At 70.5% G+C, this 15,374-nt stretch carries 12 protein-coding genes; 10 read left to right on the forward strand and 2 right to left on the reverse strand.

Features of this window, described 5'->3' with window-relative positions; translation table 11 throughout:
* Positions 1 to 24 precede the first annotated feature (24 nt).
* From VGS97_RS08930 to VGS97_RS08940, 3 genes are read left to right on the forward strand one after another with little or no spacing between them, the layout of a single operon-like run.
* Positions 25 to 1,392, forward strand: a complete 1,368-nt coding sequence (locus tag VGS97_RS08930) for an amidohydrolase family protein (protein WP_326852825.1) — start codon at positions 25 to 27, stop codon at positions 1,390 to 1,392.
* Entirely contained in the window at positions 1,389 to 2,357 is a 969-nt protein-coding gene (locus VGS97_RS08935; RefSeq protein WP_326852828.1) for a cupin domain-containing protein, read from the forward strand. The genes VGS97_RS08930 and VGS97_RS08935 overlap by 4 nt, the downstream gene beginning before the upstream one ends.
* Before the next feature lie 27 nt (positions 2,358 to 2,384).
* A complete protein-coding gene (locus tag VGS97_RS08940) occupies positions 2,385 to 3,083 on the forward strand; it encodes an SDR family NAD(P)-dependent oxidoreductase (RefSeq protein WP_326852829.1) in 699 nt (232 codons plus the stop codon).
* Here the strand turns inward: VGS97_RS08940 and VGS97_RS08945 are convergent.
* Both VGS97_RS08945 and VGS97_RS08950 read right to left on the reverse strand, forming a co-directional pair.
* Positions 3,046 to 4,632 (reverse strand): class I adenylate-forming enzyme family protein, encoded by a 1,587-nt coding sequence (locus VGS97_RS08945; RefSeq protein WP_326852830.1) that lies wholly within the window; start codon positions 4,630 to 4,632, stop codon positions 3,046 to 3,048. The genes VGS97_RS08940 and VGS97_RS08945 overlap by 38 nt on opposite strands.
* 413 nt (positions 4,633 to 5,045) lie before the next feature.
* Positions 5,046 to 6,968 (reverse strand): glycosyl hydrolase family 28 protein, encoded by a 1,923-nt coding sequence (locus VGS97_RS08950; protein WP_326852832.1) that lies wholly within the window; start codon positions 6,966 to 6,968, stop codon positions 5,046 to 5,048.
* A 619-nt stretch (positions 6,969 to 7,587) separates the two neighbouring features.
* On the opposite strand from VGS97_RS08950, the gene VGS97_RS08955 reads away from it, so the two are divergent.
* From VGS97_RS08955 to VGS97_RS08985, 7 genes are all read left to right on the forward strand, one after another.
* Positions 7,588 to 8,274 (forward strand): GntR family transcriptional regulator, encoded by a 687-nt coding sequence (locus tag VGS97_RS08955; RefSeq protein ID WP_326852833.1) that lies wholly within the window; start codon positions 7,588 to 7,590, stop codon positions 8,272 to 8,274.
* 100 nt (positions 8,275 to 8,374) lie between these two features.
* Positions 8,375 to 9,322 carry a dihydrodipicolinate synthase family protein gene (locus VGS97_RS08960; protein ID WP_326852834.1) on the forward strand — a complete coding sequence of 316 codons (948 nt, stop codon included), beginning with the start codon at positions 8,375 to 8,377 and terminating at the stop codon, positions 9,320 to 9,322.
* Positions 9,310 to 11,088: an L-arabinonate dehydratase gene (gene araD, locus VGS97_RS08965; protein ID WP_326852835.1), complete on the forward strand. Its 1,779-nt coding sequence runs from the start codon at positions 9,310 to 9,312 to the stop codon at positions 11,086 to 11,088. The genes VGS97_RS08960 and araD overlap by 13 nt, the downstream gene beginning before the upstream one ends.
* A 131-nt stretch (positions 11,089 to 11,219) precedes the next feature.
* Positions 11,220 to 12,452: an extracellular solute-binding protein gene (locus tag VGS97_RS08970; protein ID WP_326852836.1), complete on the forward strand. Its 1,233-nt coding sequence runs from the start codon at positions 11,220 to 11,222 to the stop codon at positions 12,450 to 12,452.
* Between the two features lie 8 nt (positions 12,453 to 12,460).
* On the forward strand, positions 12,461 to 13,615 hold the full coding sequence (locus VGS97_RS08975; protein ID WP_349262056.1) for an ABC transporter ATP-binding protein: 1,155 nt from the start codon (positions 12,461 to 12,463) through the stop codon (positions 13,613 to 13,615).
* Positions 13,612 to 14,517: an ABC transporter permease gene (locus tag VGS97_RS08980; RefSeq protein ID WP_326852838.1), complete on the forward strand. Its 906-nt coding sequence runs from the start codon at positions 13,612 to 13,614 to the stop codon at positions 14,515 to 14,517. The genes VGS97_RS08975 and VGS97_RS08980 overlap by 4 nt, the downstream gene beginning before the upstream one ends.
* A complete protein-coding gene (locus VGS97_RS08985; RefSeq protein ID WP_326852839.1) occupies positions 14,514 to 15,374 on the forward strand; it encodes an ABC transporter permease in 861 nt (286 codons plus the stop codon). The genes VGS97_RS08980 and VGS97_RS08985 overlap by 4 nt, the downstream gene beginning before the upstream one ends.

Raw genomic sequence — 15,374 nt, forward strand, 5'->3', positions numbered from 1 at the left:
CCCCGCATTCCCTAGGACCCGCCCATGAGCAACAGACTCCTGATACGCGGCGGCCACATCCTGTCGATGGACCCGGCCGTCGGCGACTTCCCGCGCGGCGATCTGCTCGTCGAGGACGGCCGCATCGCCGCGGTCGGCTCCGTCCTGTCCGGGAACGGCGCCACGCCGGACGCCGAGGTGATCGACGCGACCGGCTTCATCGTCATCCCCGGCTTCGTCGACACGCACCGGCACACCTGGGAGACCGCGATCCGCGGCGTCGCCCCGGACGCCACGCTGGACGACTACTTCGTGGAGATCCTCGACACCTTCGCGCCGCACTACCGCGCCGAGGACGTCTACAACTCCAACCTCGCCGGGGCGCTGGAGTGCCTGAACGCCGGGATCACCACCCTCGTCGACTGGTCGCACATCAACAACACGCCGCAGCACCCTGACGCGGCGGTCCAGGCGCTGCGCGACGCCGGCATCCGCGCGCAGTACGCCTACGGCAGCGCGAACACGTCGCTGTCCGACTACTGGTTCCAGAGCACGATCGCGATCCCGGGCGACGACGTGCGCCGGGTGCGCGAAACCTACTTCTCCGCCGGGGACTCGCTGCTCACCATGGCGCTGGCCACCCGCGGCCCCGGGTTCTGCGTGCCGGAGGTGGTCGAGGCCGAGTGGAAGCTGGCCAGGGAGCTGGACATCCCGATCACCGTGCACGTGGCGATGGGCCGGCTGGCCGGGCGCTTCGGCATGGTCAAGCAGCTCTCTGACATGGGCCTGCTCGGCCCGGACACCACCTACGTGCACTGCTGCCACCTCAGCGACGAGGAGTGGGAACTGGTCGCGCGCTCCGGCGGCACGGTGTCGATCGCCGCGCAGGTCGAGACGCAGATGGGCCACGGCTGGCCGCCGGTCGTCGCGGCGATGGACCACGGCCTGCGCCCGAGCCTGTCGATCGACGTGGTGACCACGGTGCCCGGCGACATGTTCACCCAGATCCGCGCGGCCTTCGCCGCCGAGCGGGCGCGCGGCAACGCGGTCTTCTGGGAGCGCAACGAGGCGGCCAGCGGCCTGCTGACCGCGCGGCAGATGATGCAGATCGCGACGGTCAACGGCGCACACGTCGCAGGCCTCGAATCCCGTACCGGCACACTGGCCCCGGGCAAGCGGGCCGACGTGGTGCTGATCGACGCGCGCGCCATCAACATCGCCCCGGTGCACGACCCGTACGCCGCCGTGGCGCTGTGCGCGGACGTGTCCAACGTCGACACGGTCATCGTCGACGGCGCGGTCGTCAAGCGGGCCGGACGGCTGCTCGCGAACACCGCGCGGGCCCGCGACCTGGTCGAATCGTCCCGCGACTACCTGCTCGGCCAGGTCGAAGACGCGAAGAAGCCGGCATGACGCACGTCGTGCGGCGCGCGGGCGAGGCGGACTTCGCGGCCGTCTCGCCCGGCACGGGCTACTGGACCGCGCTCGGCGAGGGCACGCCCGCGGCCGTGCACACCGAATTCGGCCTCTGCGAAATGGCCTCGGGCGCCGGCATTCCGGCGCGCACGCAGTCCTTCGAAGAGGGCTTCTTCATCCTCTCCGGCGAGGCGGTGCTCCAGACGCCCGGCGCGGCGCACCTGCTGCGTCCGGGCGATTACGGCCTGATCCCGGTCGGTCTGCCTCACTCGTGGCGCAACGCGGGCGCAGCTTCCGCGCGCTGGGCACGCATGCTCGCCCCGCAACCCAGGTCCCGCTACGGGCGGGACACCGTCGCAGTGCCCGATCTCCCGCGCACCGAGCCGGCCCCGTTGGACGTGCGCGACCCGCGCACCCGCGACTTCGGCCACTTCGAGCCGGCGCACATGGACGCCGGGAAACAGTCGCAGGAGCTGCTCGCGGTGTCCGCGAGCATGCGCACGGCCCTGCTGGTCTACAGCGGGATCACGGTCAAGATGATGCTCGACGCGGACCTCGGCGCCCGCCTGAGCACGATGTTCATGGTGCAGTACGCGCCGGACGGGGTCGCCGGGCCGCACGACCACCCGTTCGAGGAGACGTACTTCTTCCTTGAGGGCCGGGCCGAGGGGATCTTCGACGGCGAGCGCTACGAGCTCGAACCGGGCGACATCGCGTTCGCCGGCGTCGGCTGCGTGCACGGCTTCCGCAATCTCGGCCGCGGCCCGCTGCGCTGGCTGGAGACTCAGGCGCCGCAGCCGCCGAGCCGGCACTCGTACCGGTTCGCCCGGGACTGGGAGCACCTGAGAAACCAGGCCTCTTCGAACTCGGCCGGGGCCGCGGCGCAGGATCGGCCGACACGTAGCGGCGCACGAGCCGACAGCCGCACACAAAGCCCCGGCCAAGCCCGAAGCACTGAATAACAAAGCACTGAACAACAAGGAGCAGCGATGCCCAGCGCCAGCGTCGTCGTCATCGGCGGCACCGCGGGACTCGGCCGCGAGGTCGCCCGCCACTACGCGCGAGCCGGGCGCGACGTCGTGATCTGCGGCCGGGACGCCGACCGGGCCGCGAAGGCGGCGTCAGAGCTCGGACCCACCGTCCGCGGGCTGGCGCTCGACCTGGCCGAGCCGCACGGCCTCGCCGGGGCGCTCGCGCGGGTCGGGCAGGTGGACCGCCTCGTCCTGGCGGCGATCGAGCGCGACGACAACCCGCTGCGCGACTACGACGTGGCGGCGGCGATCCGCCTGGTCACGCTGAAACTGGTCGGTTACACAGAGGTCGTACACGCCCTGCGGCCGAGGCTCACGCCCGACGCCTCGGTCCTCGTCTTCGGCGGCCAGGCCAAGGAGCGCCCGTATCCGGGCTCGACCACCGTGTCCACCGTGAACGGCGGCGTCGCGACGATGATCAGTACCCTGGCGGTCCAGCTCGCCCCGATCCGGGTCAACGCCATCCATCCGGGCATCGTCGGCGACAGCCCCTACTGGTCCGGCAGGACCGACCACCTCGAATCAGTGCGCGGCCACACTCCCACCGCCCGGCTGACCACGATGGACGACGTCACCGACGCGGTGGTCTTCCTCCTGGAGAACCGCGCGGTCAACGCGGTCAACCTCGCCGTGGACGGCGGTTGGCTGCTGATGTAGCGGATCTGCGCTGCTCGATCAGCGGACCGATCCGGTGGCGGCGCACCTTCCACGAGCCGGTCATCGGCAGCTCGTCCCAGCGGCGCTGGACGACGGGAGTCCCGGCTGGCAGGCCGGCCATCTCGGCCGCCTTCGCCCACAACTCCCGGTCGAGGGGCAGCTCGTCGGCGGTGCACACGGTGGCCAGCAGCCCGTCCCGCGGGTGCGGGTACGGCGTCAGCACCACCTCCACCAGCTGCGGCAGTAGGTTGAGCAGCTGATCCTCGATGCGCAGCAGGCTGGGCACGCCGTCGACCCGGTCCGCGACCCGGTCCAGCAGTTCGAGCGAGCCCTCCTCGGTGATCCGCCCGACGTCGCCCATCCGCCACCACTCGTCCGGCCCCGGCAGCGGCGGCTGGCCGATGATGGATATCCCGCGGCCGGGGGTGCGCGCCTCGACGAAACCGACGGTGCCGACCGGCAGCCGACGGCCCTTGGCGTCGACGACGCGTACGTCGGTGATCCCGGCGAACGGCTTGCCGACCTCGCGCGACGCGGAGCCGTCCAACCGGTCGAGGTCGGCGCGCCGCACGACGCGCAGGGTGACCGGCCCGACCTCGGTCTGCCCGTAAGCCAGGAACCAGACGGGATCCGACTGGTCCGAACCCGTCAGCAGCGCCCTCAGCGTGCGCGGGTGAACCGCGTCGAAAGTTGACACGTAACGCTCGATAGAGCGGAACGGACGCGACGGCCGCTCGGCCAGCGGCTCCCAGCGCAGGAAGAGGTTCGGGTGCGTCTCCAGCGACTGCGGCCGGTGCTGGACCAGCTGCCGCTCGATGTCGTCGAGTTCGGGGCTGGCCATGGCGAGGAACGCGACGCCGACGGTCAGGTAGGCGATCAGCCCGGAGGAGACGCGGGCGTGCACGAACGACAGGCACTTGGCGGACAGGCCGTTCACGTCGAAGCCGCGGGCGATCATGACCTGCGGCTTCGCGTGTCCGTACAGCGAGTCGGCGCTCTGCGCGACGAGCTTCGGAGTCGAGGTGGTGCCGGAGGTGTGCGTGACGATCAGCGGTCCGTCGGCGGAGCACGCGATCGCCTTGTGCGGCGCCTGCGCGTCCAGCACGGGCGCCCACGGCGCGCCGGGCTGGTTCAGCGCGAACGTGCGGTCCGTCAGCGCGGGCAGCGCGTTGGCATGCGACGCGAGTTTGGCGATGCCGACCTCGTCGACCAGCAGGGTGGGCAGTTGCAGCCGGCCGAGGCAGGTGAGCAGCTCCGTGGGCTCCATCATCACCGAGAGCAGGACGGGAACGGCGCCGATCCGGACGGCCGCACAGGCGATCGCCTGGATGTCGATGTGGTTCGCCTTCACCACCGCGACCGTCGCGCCGCGCCGGATCCCGGCCCCCCACAGGCGGTCGGCGTAGTCCTCCACCGCCCGGGCGAAGTCGCCGATGGTGCGCACCGGGAACTCAAGTCCGGACCAGGGCGGGTCGGAAAAGAAAGGGATCTGTCCGTGCTTCTGTGCCGCGGCCTGCGGGAGCGCGCCGAGATCGGCCGGATGCACCATGCAGCCCTTCTTCATCGTCGGACCGGCGTAGCTGGAGCATTTCACTGCATCACGCGGTCAGGGCCCTGAAGTTGAGGACACCCCGTGTTCAACCCGTCGCACGGCCACTGTCGGGCGCGCGCTCGCGCAGGTCAGGCGACAGAGATCGTGATCAGTACACTGACTTACGCGCCGGGGACGACATTATCGCACGGCTACGGTCCGGGCAACCACGGTCGAACGGGAATGCCGGATTCGCCACGCGGCGCGGCGTGGCGAATCCGGCATTCATCCTCTTCGAAACTCAACCGTGGCCGGCGGCGCAGGTTCGTCCATCGCTACGCGTCGGACGAACCTACAGCCGCACACAGGTCACGGCCGAGTTTCGAAGAGCCGGCATTCATCTCAGCGCCCTGAAGGCGCTTTATCGGGCGTTACAGCGCCGGGTATGACGGGAAGCTGCAACTGGGAACGCTCCCAGTGCCCGAGATGTTGGACACCGTGACACTGGTGCCCGAAGCCGTGATGTTCGAGTTGTAGACCCCGATATTCGCGTACTGCGCGCTGGTGCCCGTGACGTCCAGCTTGATGTTCTCCAGGGTCAGGCCGAGCAGGTGCGAGGAGTCGTAACCGTCGAGCTGCGAGGTGGCGCCCGAGACGGAATTGACCGAGACCACTCCGTTCAGGGTGATGCCGGCGAAACTCGGGATCGAAGAACCGTTGCCCGTGGTGTAGTTCGGGTCGAATACCAGCAGGTCCTTCACTCCGGTCATGCAGATGTTCTGATAGGTGACCCCGGTGACCAGGCCGCCGCGGTCCGACGCGCTCTTGACGCGGATGCCGTTGTTGCTCGTGCTGGTGATGCCGCCGGAGTCGGTGCCGGAGACGGTGTCGTTCAGGAACGTGACGTTGTTGACGCCGCCCGCCGTCTGGCTGCCGATGGACAGGCCGTGGGTGCCCCAGCAGTGGCTGTTCTCCACGGTGATGTGGCTGGCCGCGGTGCCGGAGTCGGACTTGATCGCGATGCAGTCGTCACCGTCGTTGATGTAGCTGTCGTTGACCAGCACGTTGCTGATGTCCTGCGGGTCGATGCCGTCGGTGTTGCGCGAGTTGGCCGGGGTCTTGATCCGCACGCCCCAGATCGTCGCCCCGCTGCCGCCCTTGAGCAGGACGTGGTACATCGGCGAGTTGACCAGATCGATGTCGTAGATCGTCAGGCTGCTGGCGCCGTTGCTGGTCACGAGCTTGGGGTTGTTCTGCGATCCGCCGCTCTTGGCCGCGGTCGCCAGCGCCCACCAGGTCTGGCTGGTGTTGAGCATGTCCTGGCCGCCGCGCCCGTCGACGATCCCCTGGCTGCCGGCCGAGTCGCGGGTGCCCATCAGCCCGGCGCCCGAGCCGGCCATGGTGATGAACGACTTGCAGCCGTTGTCGCTGGAAGCGATGGTGCCGCAGGTGTTGGCGCCCGAGATCTGGTAGTCGGCCGGGTTGCGCGACGCGTACAGCGTCACGCCCGCGTCGACGAGCAGCACCTCGTTGCCGCCGATGCTCAGCGGACCGCTGAGGAACGCCGCGTTGCTCCCGCTCGCGGTCAGCTCGACCGCCTGGCCGGTGCCGGCGCAGCTGTTGAGCGCGGACTGGATGCGGGAGGTGTCCGGCGGAGCCGACTCAGCACTCGACGAGAACAGCTCGCTGCTCGCTGTCAGCGTCGCGCCGAGCGACTTGCAGGTGGCCGGGACGCTCGGCTGGCCGGGCGGCGGAGTGGTCGCCGACGAGCTCGGGCTCGCCGAGGGGCTGGCCGACTTCGACGGCGAGGGTGACGCGCTCGCCGACTTGGACGGGGACGAAGACGGGGACGCAGAGGGCGACGCGCTCGCGGACGGCGACGTCGACGGGGCGCCGGCGGCGCAAGCCGCGCCGTTGAGCGTGAAGGCGCTCGGGTCGGTGTTCGTGCCGGTGAACGCGCCGTTGAACCCGATCGACGTGCTGGCGCCGGTGGCCAGCGCGCCGTTGTAACTCAGGCTGGCGACGGTCACGTTCGCCCCGCTCTGGGTGAACGTGCCGTTCCAGCCGGAGCTCACGGTCTGGTTGCCGGGGAAAGTGAAGGCCAGCGTCCACGAGGTGATCGCCGAGCCCTCGTTGGTGATGGTGATGCCCGCCTGGAAGCCGCCGGGCCAGCTGTTCACGACGCCGTACGCGATCTGACACGTCGCGCCGGCCGCGGAGGCGCTGGCGCTGAGGCCGAGCGCCGCGGCGCCCGCGCCGAGCAGCGCGGTCACGCCGACGGCGGAGACCAGGGCCCTGCGGGAGCGCGCGGACGGTGGCCTGAGGTATGAGGGTACTGAGATACGGTGTCTCATCGGACTCCTTAGCGGCCTGTGTGACCTGGTGGCCGCATCGCGGCCTTGTGGCTCGGTGGCCGCGTCGCGGCCAGGTGACCCGGTGGCCGCCATCCCCCGGCGGCCGCGCGCGGCAGGCGCCGGCGTACGGCGCAATGTAGGTGAGGGCTTCACGGGGACGCACGCACCGCACAAATCACGCCACTGTCCGCAGCGCTGCGCCACGGAATCGAACATGTCGAAACACCGAGGCAGGGCGCCGGAAGGCGCGGCCGGATCCGAAGTCGCGCGGATCGAAACTTTCAGGACCCGTTGACTCCCGGTCGTGTGACGGATACTTTACATGGCACGTCATATATGACGCATCGGACGCGATCGGGCCCCTCGAGCGCGCGCAGTCCGTGTAGCGCCCGATCCGCACGGGCGGTCGCACCCCACCCTCATTCAGGGTCGGCCGCCCGTGCATGTGCTGTAATGCCGTCACGTACCCTCGGGCTCGGGCGACTTCCGGGTAACGAGTGAAGTGACGCAAGAGGATTGACCCGCACACAGTTGAGGTGTAGCGTCCCGCACATCGTATATGAAATATCCAATGCCGAGTTGCGGTCCGCCGCCGACGCCGCGCACCGAACGGAGTCAGATGTCGAACGTTGTACCTTCGGTCGCGGTGCCCTCGCGGACCGAGGCGGTGCTGGACGCCCTCAAGCACGCCATCCTCACCGGACGGCTGCTGCCGGGGCAGGCCCTGGTCGAGAACGACCTCGCCGCCCAGCTCGGCGTCTCGAAGACACCGGTGCGCGAGGCGCTCAAGACCCTGGCCGGCGCGGGCCTGGTGACCATGAGCCCTTACAGGGGCGCCACGGTGCGCACCGTGGACGACACGCTCGTGCACTCCGTCTACGACATCAGGCTGCTGCTTGAACCGGAGGCGGTGCGCCGTGCCGTCGCCCTCAACGCCGTACCGGCCGGTACCCCGGTCACCGCATCAGGGCACTGGCAGGCCGCCGCCGAGTCGCTCGAACACGCCGACCATTGCACGGACCGGGCCGACCGCTCGATGGCCAACCGGGACTTCCACCGCGCCCTGTACGTCGGCTGCGGCAATGAGCTGATGGTCGGGATCCTGGACGGCCTGCGCGACCAGACCGCGCTGGTCTCGACCGTGGTCTGGGACCGCACGCCGAGCTGGGAGCAGGAAGCCGCCGAGCACCGCGCGATCCTCGACGCGGTGCTCGCCGGGGCGGCCGAGCGCGCCGCGGTCCTGCTGCGCGAACACATAGCCGCGTTCGTGGACCGCAACTTCGGCAGCGCCCGGACCGGCCGGTAGGTCGGGACGCACCGAGACACAGCGGCCCGGCCCGCGGCAACGGACCGGACCGCTTCCTGGCAACACACGCTCCGCACCGTGGATAAGAGCTTGGAGCAGCATGCAATCCGTCGATGATACAGACACGGCCCTCGCGGGGGTCGAACGCGCCCGCGCGGCGCTTGCCGGCGTGGTCGCCATCCCGGTCACACCGTTCACCGCGCAGGGCGCGGTCGACTGGGACCGGCACGGCGCGCTGCTGCGCCGGCTGGTCGACGCCGGCATCACGGCGGTGACGCCGAACGGGAACACCGGCGAGTTCTACACCCTCACCCCCGCAGAGGCCCGCCGCGCCGCCGAGAACACCATCAAGGAGGTCGGCGAGCACGCCACCGTGATCGTCGGCGTCGGACTGGACACGGCCGCCGCCATCGCCGCGGCTTCCCACGCCCGGGACTGCGGCGCGCACCTGGTGATGGTGCATCAGCCGGTGCACCCGTACATCTCCGGCGAGGGCTGGACCGAGTACCACCGCACGATCGCCGAGGCGGTGCCCGAACTCGGCGTGGTGCTCTACATCCGCGACGCGCGCGTCACCGGCGAGCAGATCGCCCGGCTCGGCGAGCTTTGCCCGAACGTGATCGGCATCAAGTACTCGGTGCCCGATCCGGTCCGGTTCGCTTCGGTCGCGCACGACGCGGGGCGCGAGCGGTTCGTCTGGCTGGCCGGGCTGGCCGAGCTGTCCGCCCCCGGCTACTTCGTCCTCGGCGCGTCCGGCTTCACCTCGGGACTGGCCAACGTCGCGCCGGTGATAGCCGTGGAGATGCACCAGATGCTGGCCGCGAACGACTACCGGGGCGCGCTGGGGATCTGGGACCTGATCCGCCCGTTCGAGCAGCTGCGCGCCGCCGACGCCGCCGCGGACAACGTCAGCGTGGTCAAGGAGGCGCTGGCCCAGCTCGGGCTCTGCCGCCGGGACGTACGGCCGCCGTCGCGCACCCTGCCGAACGGCGTGCGCGACCACATCGAGTCCATCCTCGCCAACTGGGGTGCGCGATGGCAGTTCTGACGTCCTCTCGCACGCCCTCCCCCGAGCCGCAGCCCCGCCCGCTGCGCAGCGCGGCCTGGTTCGGCGAGGGCGACGTCGGCGACCACATGCGCGCCTTCAGCCACCGCTCGCGGGTGAGCCAGCTCGGCTACCTGCCCGAGGAGTACCTGGGCAAGCCGGTCATCGCGATTCTGAACACGTGGTCCGACATCAACCCCTGCCACATGCACCTGCGCGAGCGGGCCGAACAGGTCAAGCGCGGGATCTGGCAGGCCGGCGGCTTCCCGCTGGAGTTCCCCGTCTCCACGCTCTCGGAGACCTTCCAGAAGCCCACCCCGATGCTCTACCGCAACCTGCTGGCCATGGAGGCCGAGGAGCTGCTGCGCTCCTATCCGGTGGACGGCGCGGTGCTGATGGGCGGCTGCGACAAGACCACCCCGGCGCTGCTGATGGGCGCCGCCAGCGCCGACCTGCCGGCCGTCTTCGTACCAGCCGGGCCGATGCTGCGCGGCAACTACCGCGGCACGACGCTCGGCAGCGGCACGGACCTGTTCGGCTACTGGGACGAGCACCGCGCCGGGCGGATCGACGACTGCGAGCTGGCCGAGGTCGGCCGCGGCCTGGCCCGCTCCCCCGGCCACTGCATGACCATGGGCACCGCGTCCACGATGACCTCGATCGCCGAGGTGCTCGGGGTGGCGCTGCCCGGCTCCGCCTCCATCCCCGCCGTGGACAGCGCGCACCACCGGATGGCCGCCGCGGCCGGGATCCGGGCCGTCGAGCTGGTCCGCGAGGGCCGCACGATCCGCGACTACCTGACCGCCGAGGCCTTCCACGACGCGGCCGCGACCGTCTTCGCGCTCGGCGGCTCCACCAATGCCCTGATCCACCTGATCGCGATGGCCGGGCGCGCCGGCGTCGAGCTGGACCTCGACGACTTCGACGCGATCTCGCGCCGCGTCCCGGTACTGGCCGACCTGCGGCCGTCCGGCCGGTACCTGATGGAGGACTTCTACTTCGCGGGCGGCCTGCCGGCCCTGCTGTCGCAGCTCGCGAAGGCGCCCGGCGCGCTGCACCCGGACCGGCCGACCGTCGCCGGCGGCACGCTCGCCGAGCACCTGGCCGAGGCGAAGGTCCACAACCCCGACGTGATCCGCTCGGTCGACGAGCCCTGCGACCGCGAGGGCGGGCTCGCCGTGCTGCGCGGCAACCTGGCCCCGGACGGCGCGGTCATCAAGTACATCGCGTCGCGCAATCCCGGCCTGCTCAAGCACACCGGCCCCGCAGTGGTCTTCGACTCCTACCGGGAGCTGCGCGAGAACATCGACGACCCCGCATACGGGATCACCCCGCAGACGGTCCTGGTGCTGCGCGGCGCCGGACCGATCGGCGGGCCCGGCATGCCGGAGTACGGCCAGCTGCCGATCCCCAGGTACCTGCTGGAGGCGGGCGTCACCGACCTGGTGCGCATCTCCGACGCCCGGATGAGCGGTACCAGCTACGGCACCTGCGTCCTGCACGTCGCGCCCGAGTCGCACGTCGGCGGCCCGCTCGCGCTGGTGCGCACCGGCGATCCGATCAGCCTCGACGTCGCGGCCAGGACCCTGACGCTCGACGTGCCCGAGCAGGAGCTGGAGCGCCGCCGCGCGGCGTGGCGGCGGCCCGAGCCGCGGTTCGAGCGCGGCTACGGCGCGCTGTACCAGCAGCACATCACCCAGGCGAATCAGGGCTGCGACTTCGACTTCCTGGCGCGGCAGGGCCACAACCCGCAGCCCGACCCGCACTGAACCGAACACGCACACTCAACAGCCGTCCCGGGTGGCTTCCGCACAAAGCCGCCCGGGCGCCAGACCCAGTGCACTCCACCGCACGCACACGGCTCAACCCCCTTACGACGATGTAGGAGGTGCGGAATCCGATGTCCGCTCAGCTTCCCGAAATCAGCCGCCGCACGCTGCTCGGCACCCTCGCCGCCGCCGGCGCCGCGGCCCCGGTCCTGGCCGCCTGCTCCGCGCCGACCAGCGCCACCGCCACCGCCAGCTCGGCGCCGCCGACCGTCGCGTCGACCCCGAGCAAGCCGGTCACCATCAACATCCTCGACGTGGCCGGGAACCTGGCGCTGACCAAGCCGGCCATCGAGGCGTTCAGGGCGGCGCACCCGGAGATCGTGGCCGGGGTGACCTACTCCACCGGCACCGCCCCGCAGCTCGCCTCCAAGATCCAGGCGCAGCAGCAGGCCGGCAACGTGCAGACGCACCTCGTGCTGACCGGCACCGACGGCCTGGCCGCCGGGATCAAGCTCAGCCTGTGGCAGAACGTGAAGACCTACTACGACCAGTTCTTCCCCGGCCTGATGGCCAACTACCAGAGCGCCGCCGCGAGCATGGCGACCCTCGCCCAGGACCAGGGCATCGAACTGGTCTGGTACCCCTCCGGGCCGCTGATCGAGTACAACCCGGCGAAGGTCGCCACCCCGCCGGGCACCACGGACGCGCTGCTGGACTGGGCCAAGGCGAACCCCGGCAAGTACCAGTACGCGCAGCCGCGCAACTCCGGCCCCGGGCGCACCTGGCTGATGGGCCTGCCCTACCTGCTCGGCGACTCGGACCCGACCGACCCGGTCAACGGCTGGTCGAAGACCTGGGCGTACCTCACCGAGCTGAACAAGTACGTCTCCACCTACCCGACCGGCACGTCCGCGACGATGAAGAACATCGCGTCCGGCACCGTCGACATGATCGCCTCGACCACCGGCTGGTACATCAACGGCCGCGCCATCGGCACCGTGCCGGCCGCGATCAAGGTGGCCAAGTTCCAGACCTTCACCTGGGTCACCGACGCGCAGTTCGGGGTGATCCCCAAGGGCGTCTCGAACGACGAGCTGATCGCGAACCTGCGGCTGCTGGCCTGGATCCTGACCCCCGAGCAGCAGGCCGTCACCTACGACAAGGGCTACTTCTACCCCGGCCCGGCGGTCAAGAACGTGCCGCTGTCCTCCGCACCGGCGTCCTCGCAGCAGGTCATCGCGCAGTACGGCGTGCCGGACTTCGACACCTGGATGACGCAGTACCCGATGAAGAACTCACTGCCCGCCGACGCGCAGGTCACCGCCTTCGACCTGTGGGACAAGAACATCGGCTCGACCAAGTGACGCAGGAAATGGCCCAGGCGACACCGCACAGGCCGGCCCGCGAGCGGGTGACCGGGCGCTTCGGCGAGCTGCGGCTGAACGGGATCAGCCGCGCGTACGGCGCGCACGTCGCACTGCACCCGCTCGACCTGACGGTGCGCGGCGGCGAGTTCATCGCGCTGCTCGGGCCGTCGGGCTGCGGCAAGACCACCGCCCTGAACAGCATCGCCGGCCTGCTGCCGCTGACCGCCGGCTCGATCGAGCTGGACGGCCGCCGGATCGACACGCTGCCCCCGGAGAAGCGCGGGTTCGGGATGGTCTTCCAGAACTACGCGCTCTTCCCGCACCTGACCGTGCGCGCGAACGTCGCGTTCGGCCTGAAGATGCGCAAGCTGCCGAAAGCCGAGGTCGACCGGCGGGTCGACGAGACGCTGCGGCTGGTGCGGCTGACCGGGCACGCGCACAAGCACCCGGGGCAGCTCTCCGGCGGCCAGCAGCAGCGCGTCGCGATCGCCCGCGCGATCGTGCTCGAACCGCCGCTGGTGCTCATGGACGAGCCGCTGTCCAACCTGGACGCCGCGCTGCGCCTGGACATGCGCGCCGAGATCCGGCGCATCCACCAGGAGTTCGGCCTGACCACGCTGTACGTCACGCACGACCAGGAGGAGGCGCTCTCGCTGGCCGACCGCTTGGTCGTGCTCGACGCGGGGCACGTCGCGCAGATCGGCACTCCGGCCGAGCTGTACGAGGCCCCGGCCAGCGCGTACGTCGCGGCGTTCATGGGCTATCGCAACATCCTGAACCTCACGGCCGGCACCGTCGGCACGGAAGGGGTGCGGGCCGGCGGACGCGGGATCTCGTTGCTCGGAAAGCCGGCCGCGGGCACCCGGATCGAGCCGGGCACGCAGGTGCAGATCGCGATCCGGCCCGAGGACGTCACGATCGTCGGCGAGGCCGCGCAGGGCGGCGGCGCCACCGCGGCGGATGCCGCGGCTGCTAGTGAGACATTCGACGCAGTGGCCGAGATCGTCGAGTACCACGGCCGCGGCTTCCACGTCGACGCGCTCACCCCGGCGGGCGACCGGATCCACCTGCGCACCCAGAGCCGGGTCGCGCCCGGGGACCCGCTGCGGCTGACCGCGGCCCCCGAGCGCGTGCTCGTGTTCCCGGGAGCCGACGAATGAGCTCCCTGACGGACACCCGCGCCCGGCGCCCCGCGCTGCGCCACCGCCTGGCCGAGCGCGGGGTCGACCGCACCCTGCTGCTGATCGTGCCGGCCGTCCTCGCGATGATCGCGCTGTTCTGCTATCCGTTCGTCTACGGGCTCGGCCTCTCCTTCCAGCCGACGACCGGCGGGGGCGCGCTGGCGTCCTACCGGGCGTTCTTCGACGACAGGTTCGCCCGCGGCTCGATCGGCACGACGTTCAAGCTGGCCATTCCGGCGGCGCTGATCAACGTCGGGTTCGCGGTGCCCATCTCGTACCGGATGCGCCGGGAGTTCCGCGGCAAGCGACTGCTGCTGACGATCCTGGTCATGCCGATCACCCTCGGCACCGTGCTGACCGCCGAGGGCATCCTCGAATACTTCGGACCGGCCGGCTGGTTCAACTCGACGCTCAGGTGGCTGCACCTGGCCGGCAGCCCGGTCACGCTGATCAACGACTACTGGGGCGTACTGTTCTCGCTGGTGATCAGCGGGTTCCCGTTCGCCTTCCTGCTGACGCACTCGTACCTGTCCGGCATCCACCCCTCGCTGGAGAGGGCCGCCGCGACCCTCGGCGCCAACTGGTGGCAGCGCTTCCGACACGTCACCTTCCCGCTGCTGCTGCCCGGACTGCTGACCACCTTCAGCCTCACCTTCGTGCTCGCCTTCGCCGTCTTCCCCTCCGCCATCATGGTCGGCGACCCGGACGGCAAGACCCATGTGATCTCCATCGAGGCCTACGAGCAGGCGCTACAGAAGTTCAACTACTCGCAGGGCAGCGCGATCGCCATGGTGATGACCGCGCTGATGCTGATCGTGATCGGCATCGCCATGGCGATCCGCTCCCGCCTCTACACCGGCTCGACGGGAGGCAAGGGATGAGTACCCTGACGCAGGACGCGCCCGCCCGGCGGCGCCGGCGCGCCCTGGCGATGCGTCCCGGAACCTGGCTGGTCTGGGCCCTCGTCGCGTTCTTCCTGCTCAACCTGTTCGGCGTCATCGCCACCGTGCTGCTCGACTCGTTCGCGCGCACCTGGTTCAGCGGCTGGCTGCCACACGGCTATACCGGCTCGAACTTCTCGGACGCGTGGAGCGAGTTCGACCTCGGACAGGTCATGACGACCACCTTCGAGGTCTCCTTCCTGGTGGTCGGCATCTCGCTGGCGCTCGGCGTCCCGGCGGCGTACGCGCTGGCCCGGCGCTCCTTCCCGGGAAAGCGCGCGGTGATGCTGCTGTTCGTACTGCCGATCCTGGTGCCGCCGATCGCCTACGGCATCCCGCTGGCCACCGTGCTCTACAAGTTCCACCTGGCCGGCTCGCTGACCGGGGTGGTGCTGGCCAACCTGGTGCCCTCCATCCCGTTCGTCGTCTACACCATGACGCCGTTCATCGAGCAGGTCGACCCGAGACTCGAAGCCGCCGCCCGGATGTGCGGCGCGCCGACCCGCGCGGTACTCGGCCGCATCATCGCGCCACTGCTGCTGCCCGGCATGCTGGCGGCCGGGATCCTGGTCCTGGTGCGCACGTTCGGCATGTTCGAGCTCACCTTCCTCACCGCGGGACCGACCAGCCAGACCCTGGTGGTCAGCCTGTTCTCCGCGGTCTTCTCCGCCGGCATCCGCAGCGCCCAGTCCATCGACGCGATGGCAGTCGTCTACACCGGCTCGATGCTCGTGCTCCTGGTCCTGGCACTACGCGTCGTCAACCCCACGCAGTTGGTGGCCCGCACCCGCGACTAG

The sequence above is a fragment of the Actinocrinis sp. genome (assembly GCF_035946395.1).
Classification (GTDB): Bacteria; Actinomycetota; Actinomycetes; order Streptomycetales; family Catenulisporaceae; genus Actinocrinis.

Bases quoted from the DNA above. Each gene is read 5' to 3' on its own strand.
- VGS97_RS08975 (WP_349262056.1), top strand. From the start codon at position 12,461: ATGGCCCAGGCGACACCGCACAGGCCGGCCCGCGAGCGGGTGACCGGG.
- VGS97_RS08950 (WP_326852832.1), bottom strand. From the start codon at position 6,968: ATGAGACACCGTATCTCAGTACCCTCATACCTCAGGCCACCGTCCGCG.
- VGS97_RS08945 (WP_326852830.1), bottom strand. From the start codon at position 4,632: ATGGTGCATCCGGCCGATCTCGGCGCGCTCCCGCAGGCCGCGGCACAG.
- VGS97_RS08940 (WP_326852829.1), top strand. From the start codon at position 2,385: ATGCCCAGCGCCAGCGTCGTCGTCATCGGCGGCACCGCGGGACTCGGC.
- VGS97_RS08960 (WP_326852834.1), top strand. From the start codon at position 8,375: ATGCAATCCGTCGATGATACAGACACGGCCCTCGCGGGGGTCGAACGC.
- VGS97_RS08970 (WP_326852836.1), top strand. From the start codon at position 11,220: ATGTCCGCTCAGCTTCCCGAAATCAGCCGCCGCACGCTGCTCGGCACC.
- VGS97_RS08930 (WP_326852825.1), top strand. From the start codon at position 25: ATGAGCAACAGACTCCTGATACGCGGCGGCCACATCCTGTCGATGGAC.
- araD (WP_326852835.1), top strand. From the start codon at position 9,310: ATGGCAGTTCTGACGTCCTCTCGCACGCCCTCCCCCGAGCCGCAGCCC.
- VGS97_RS08955 (WP_326852833.1), top strand. From the start codon at position 7,588: ATGTCGAACGTTGTACCTTCGGTCGCGGTGCCCTCGCGGACCGAGGCG.
- VGS97_RS08935 (WP_326852828.1), top strand. From the start codon at position 1,389: ATGACGCACGTCGTGCGGCGCGCGGGCGAGGCGGACTTCGCGGCCGTC.
- VGS97_RS08985 (WP_326852839.1), top strand. From the start codon at position 14,514: ATGAGTACCCTGACGCAGGACGCGCCCGCCCGGCGGCGCCGGCGCGCC.
- VGS97_RS08980 (WP_326852838.1), top strand. From the start codon at position 13,612: ATGAGCTCCCTGACGGACACCCGCGCCCGGCGCCCCGCGCTGCGCCAC.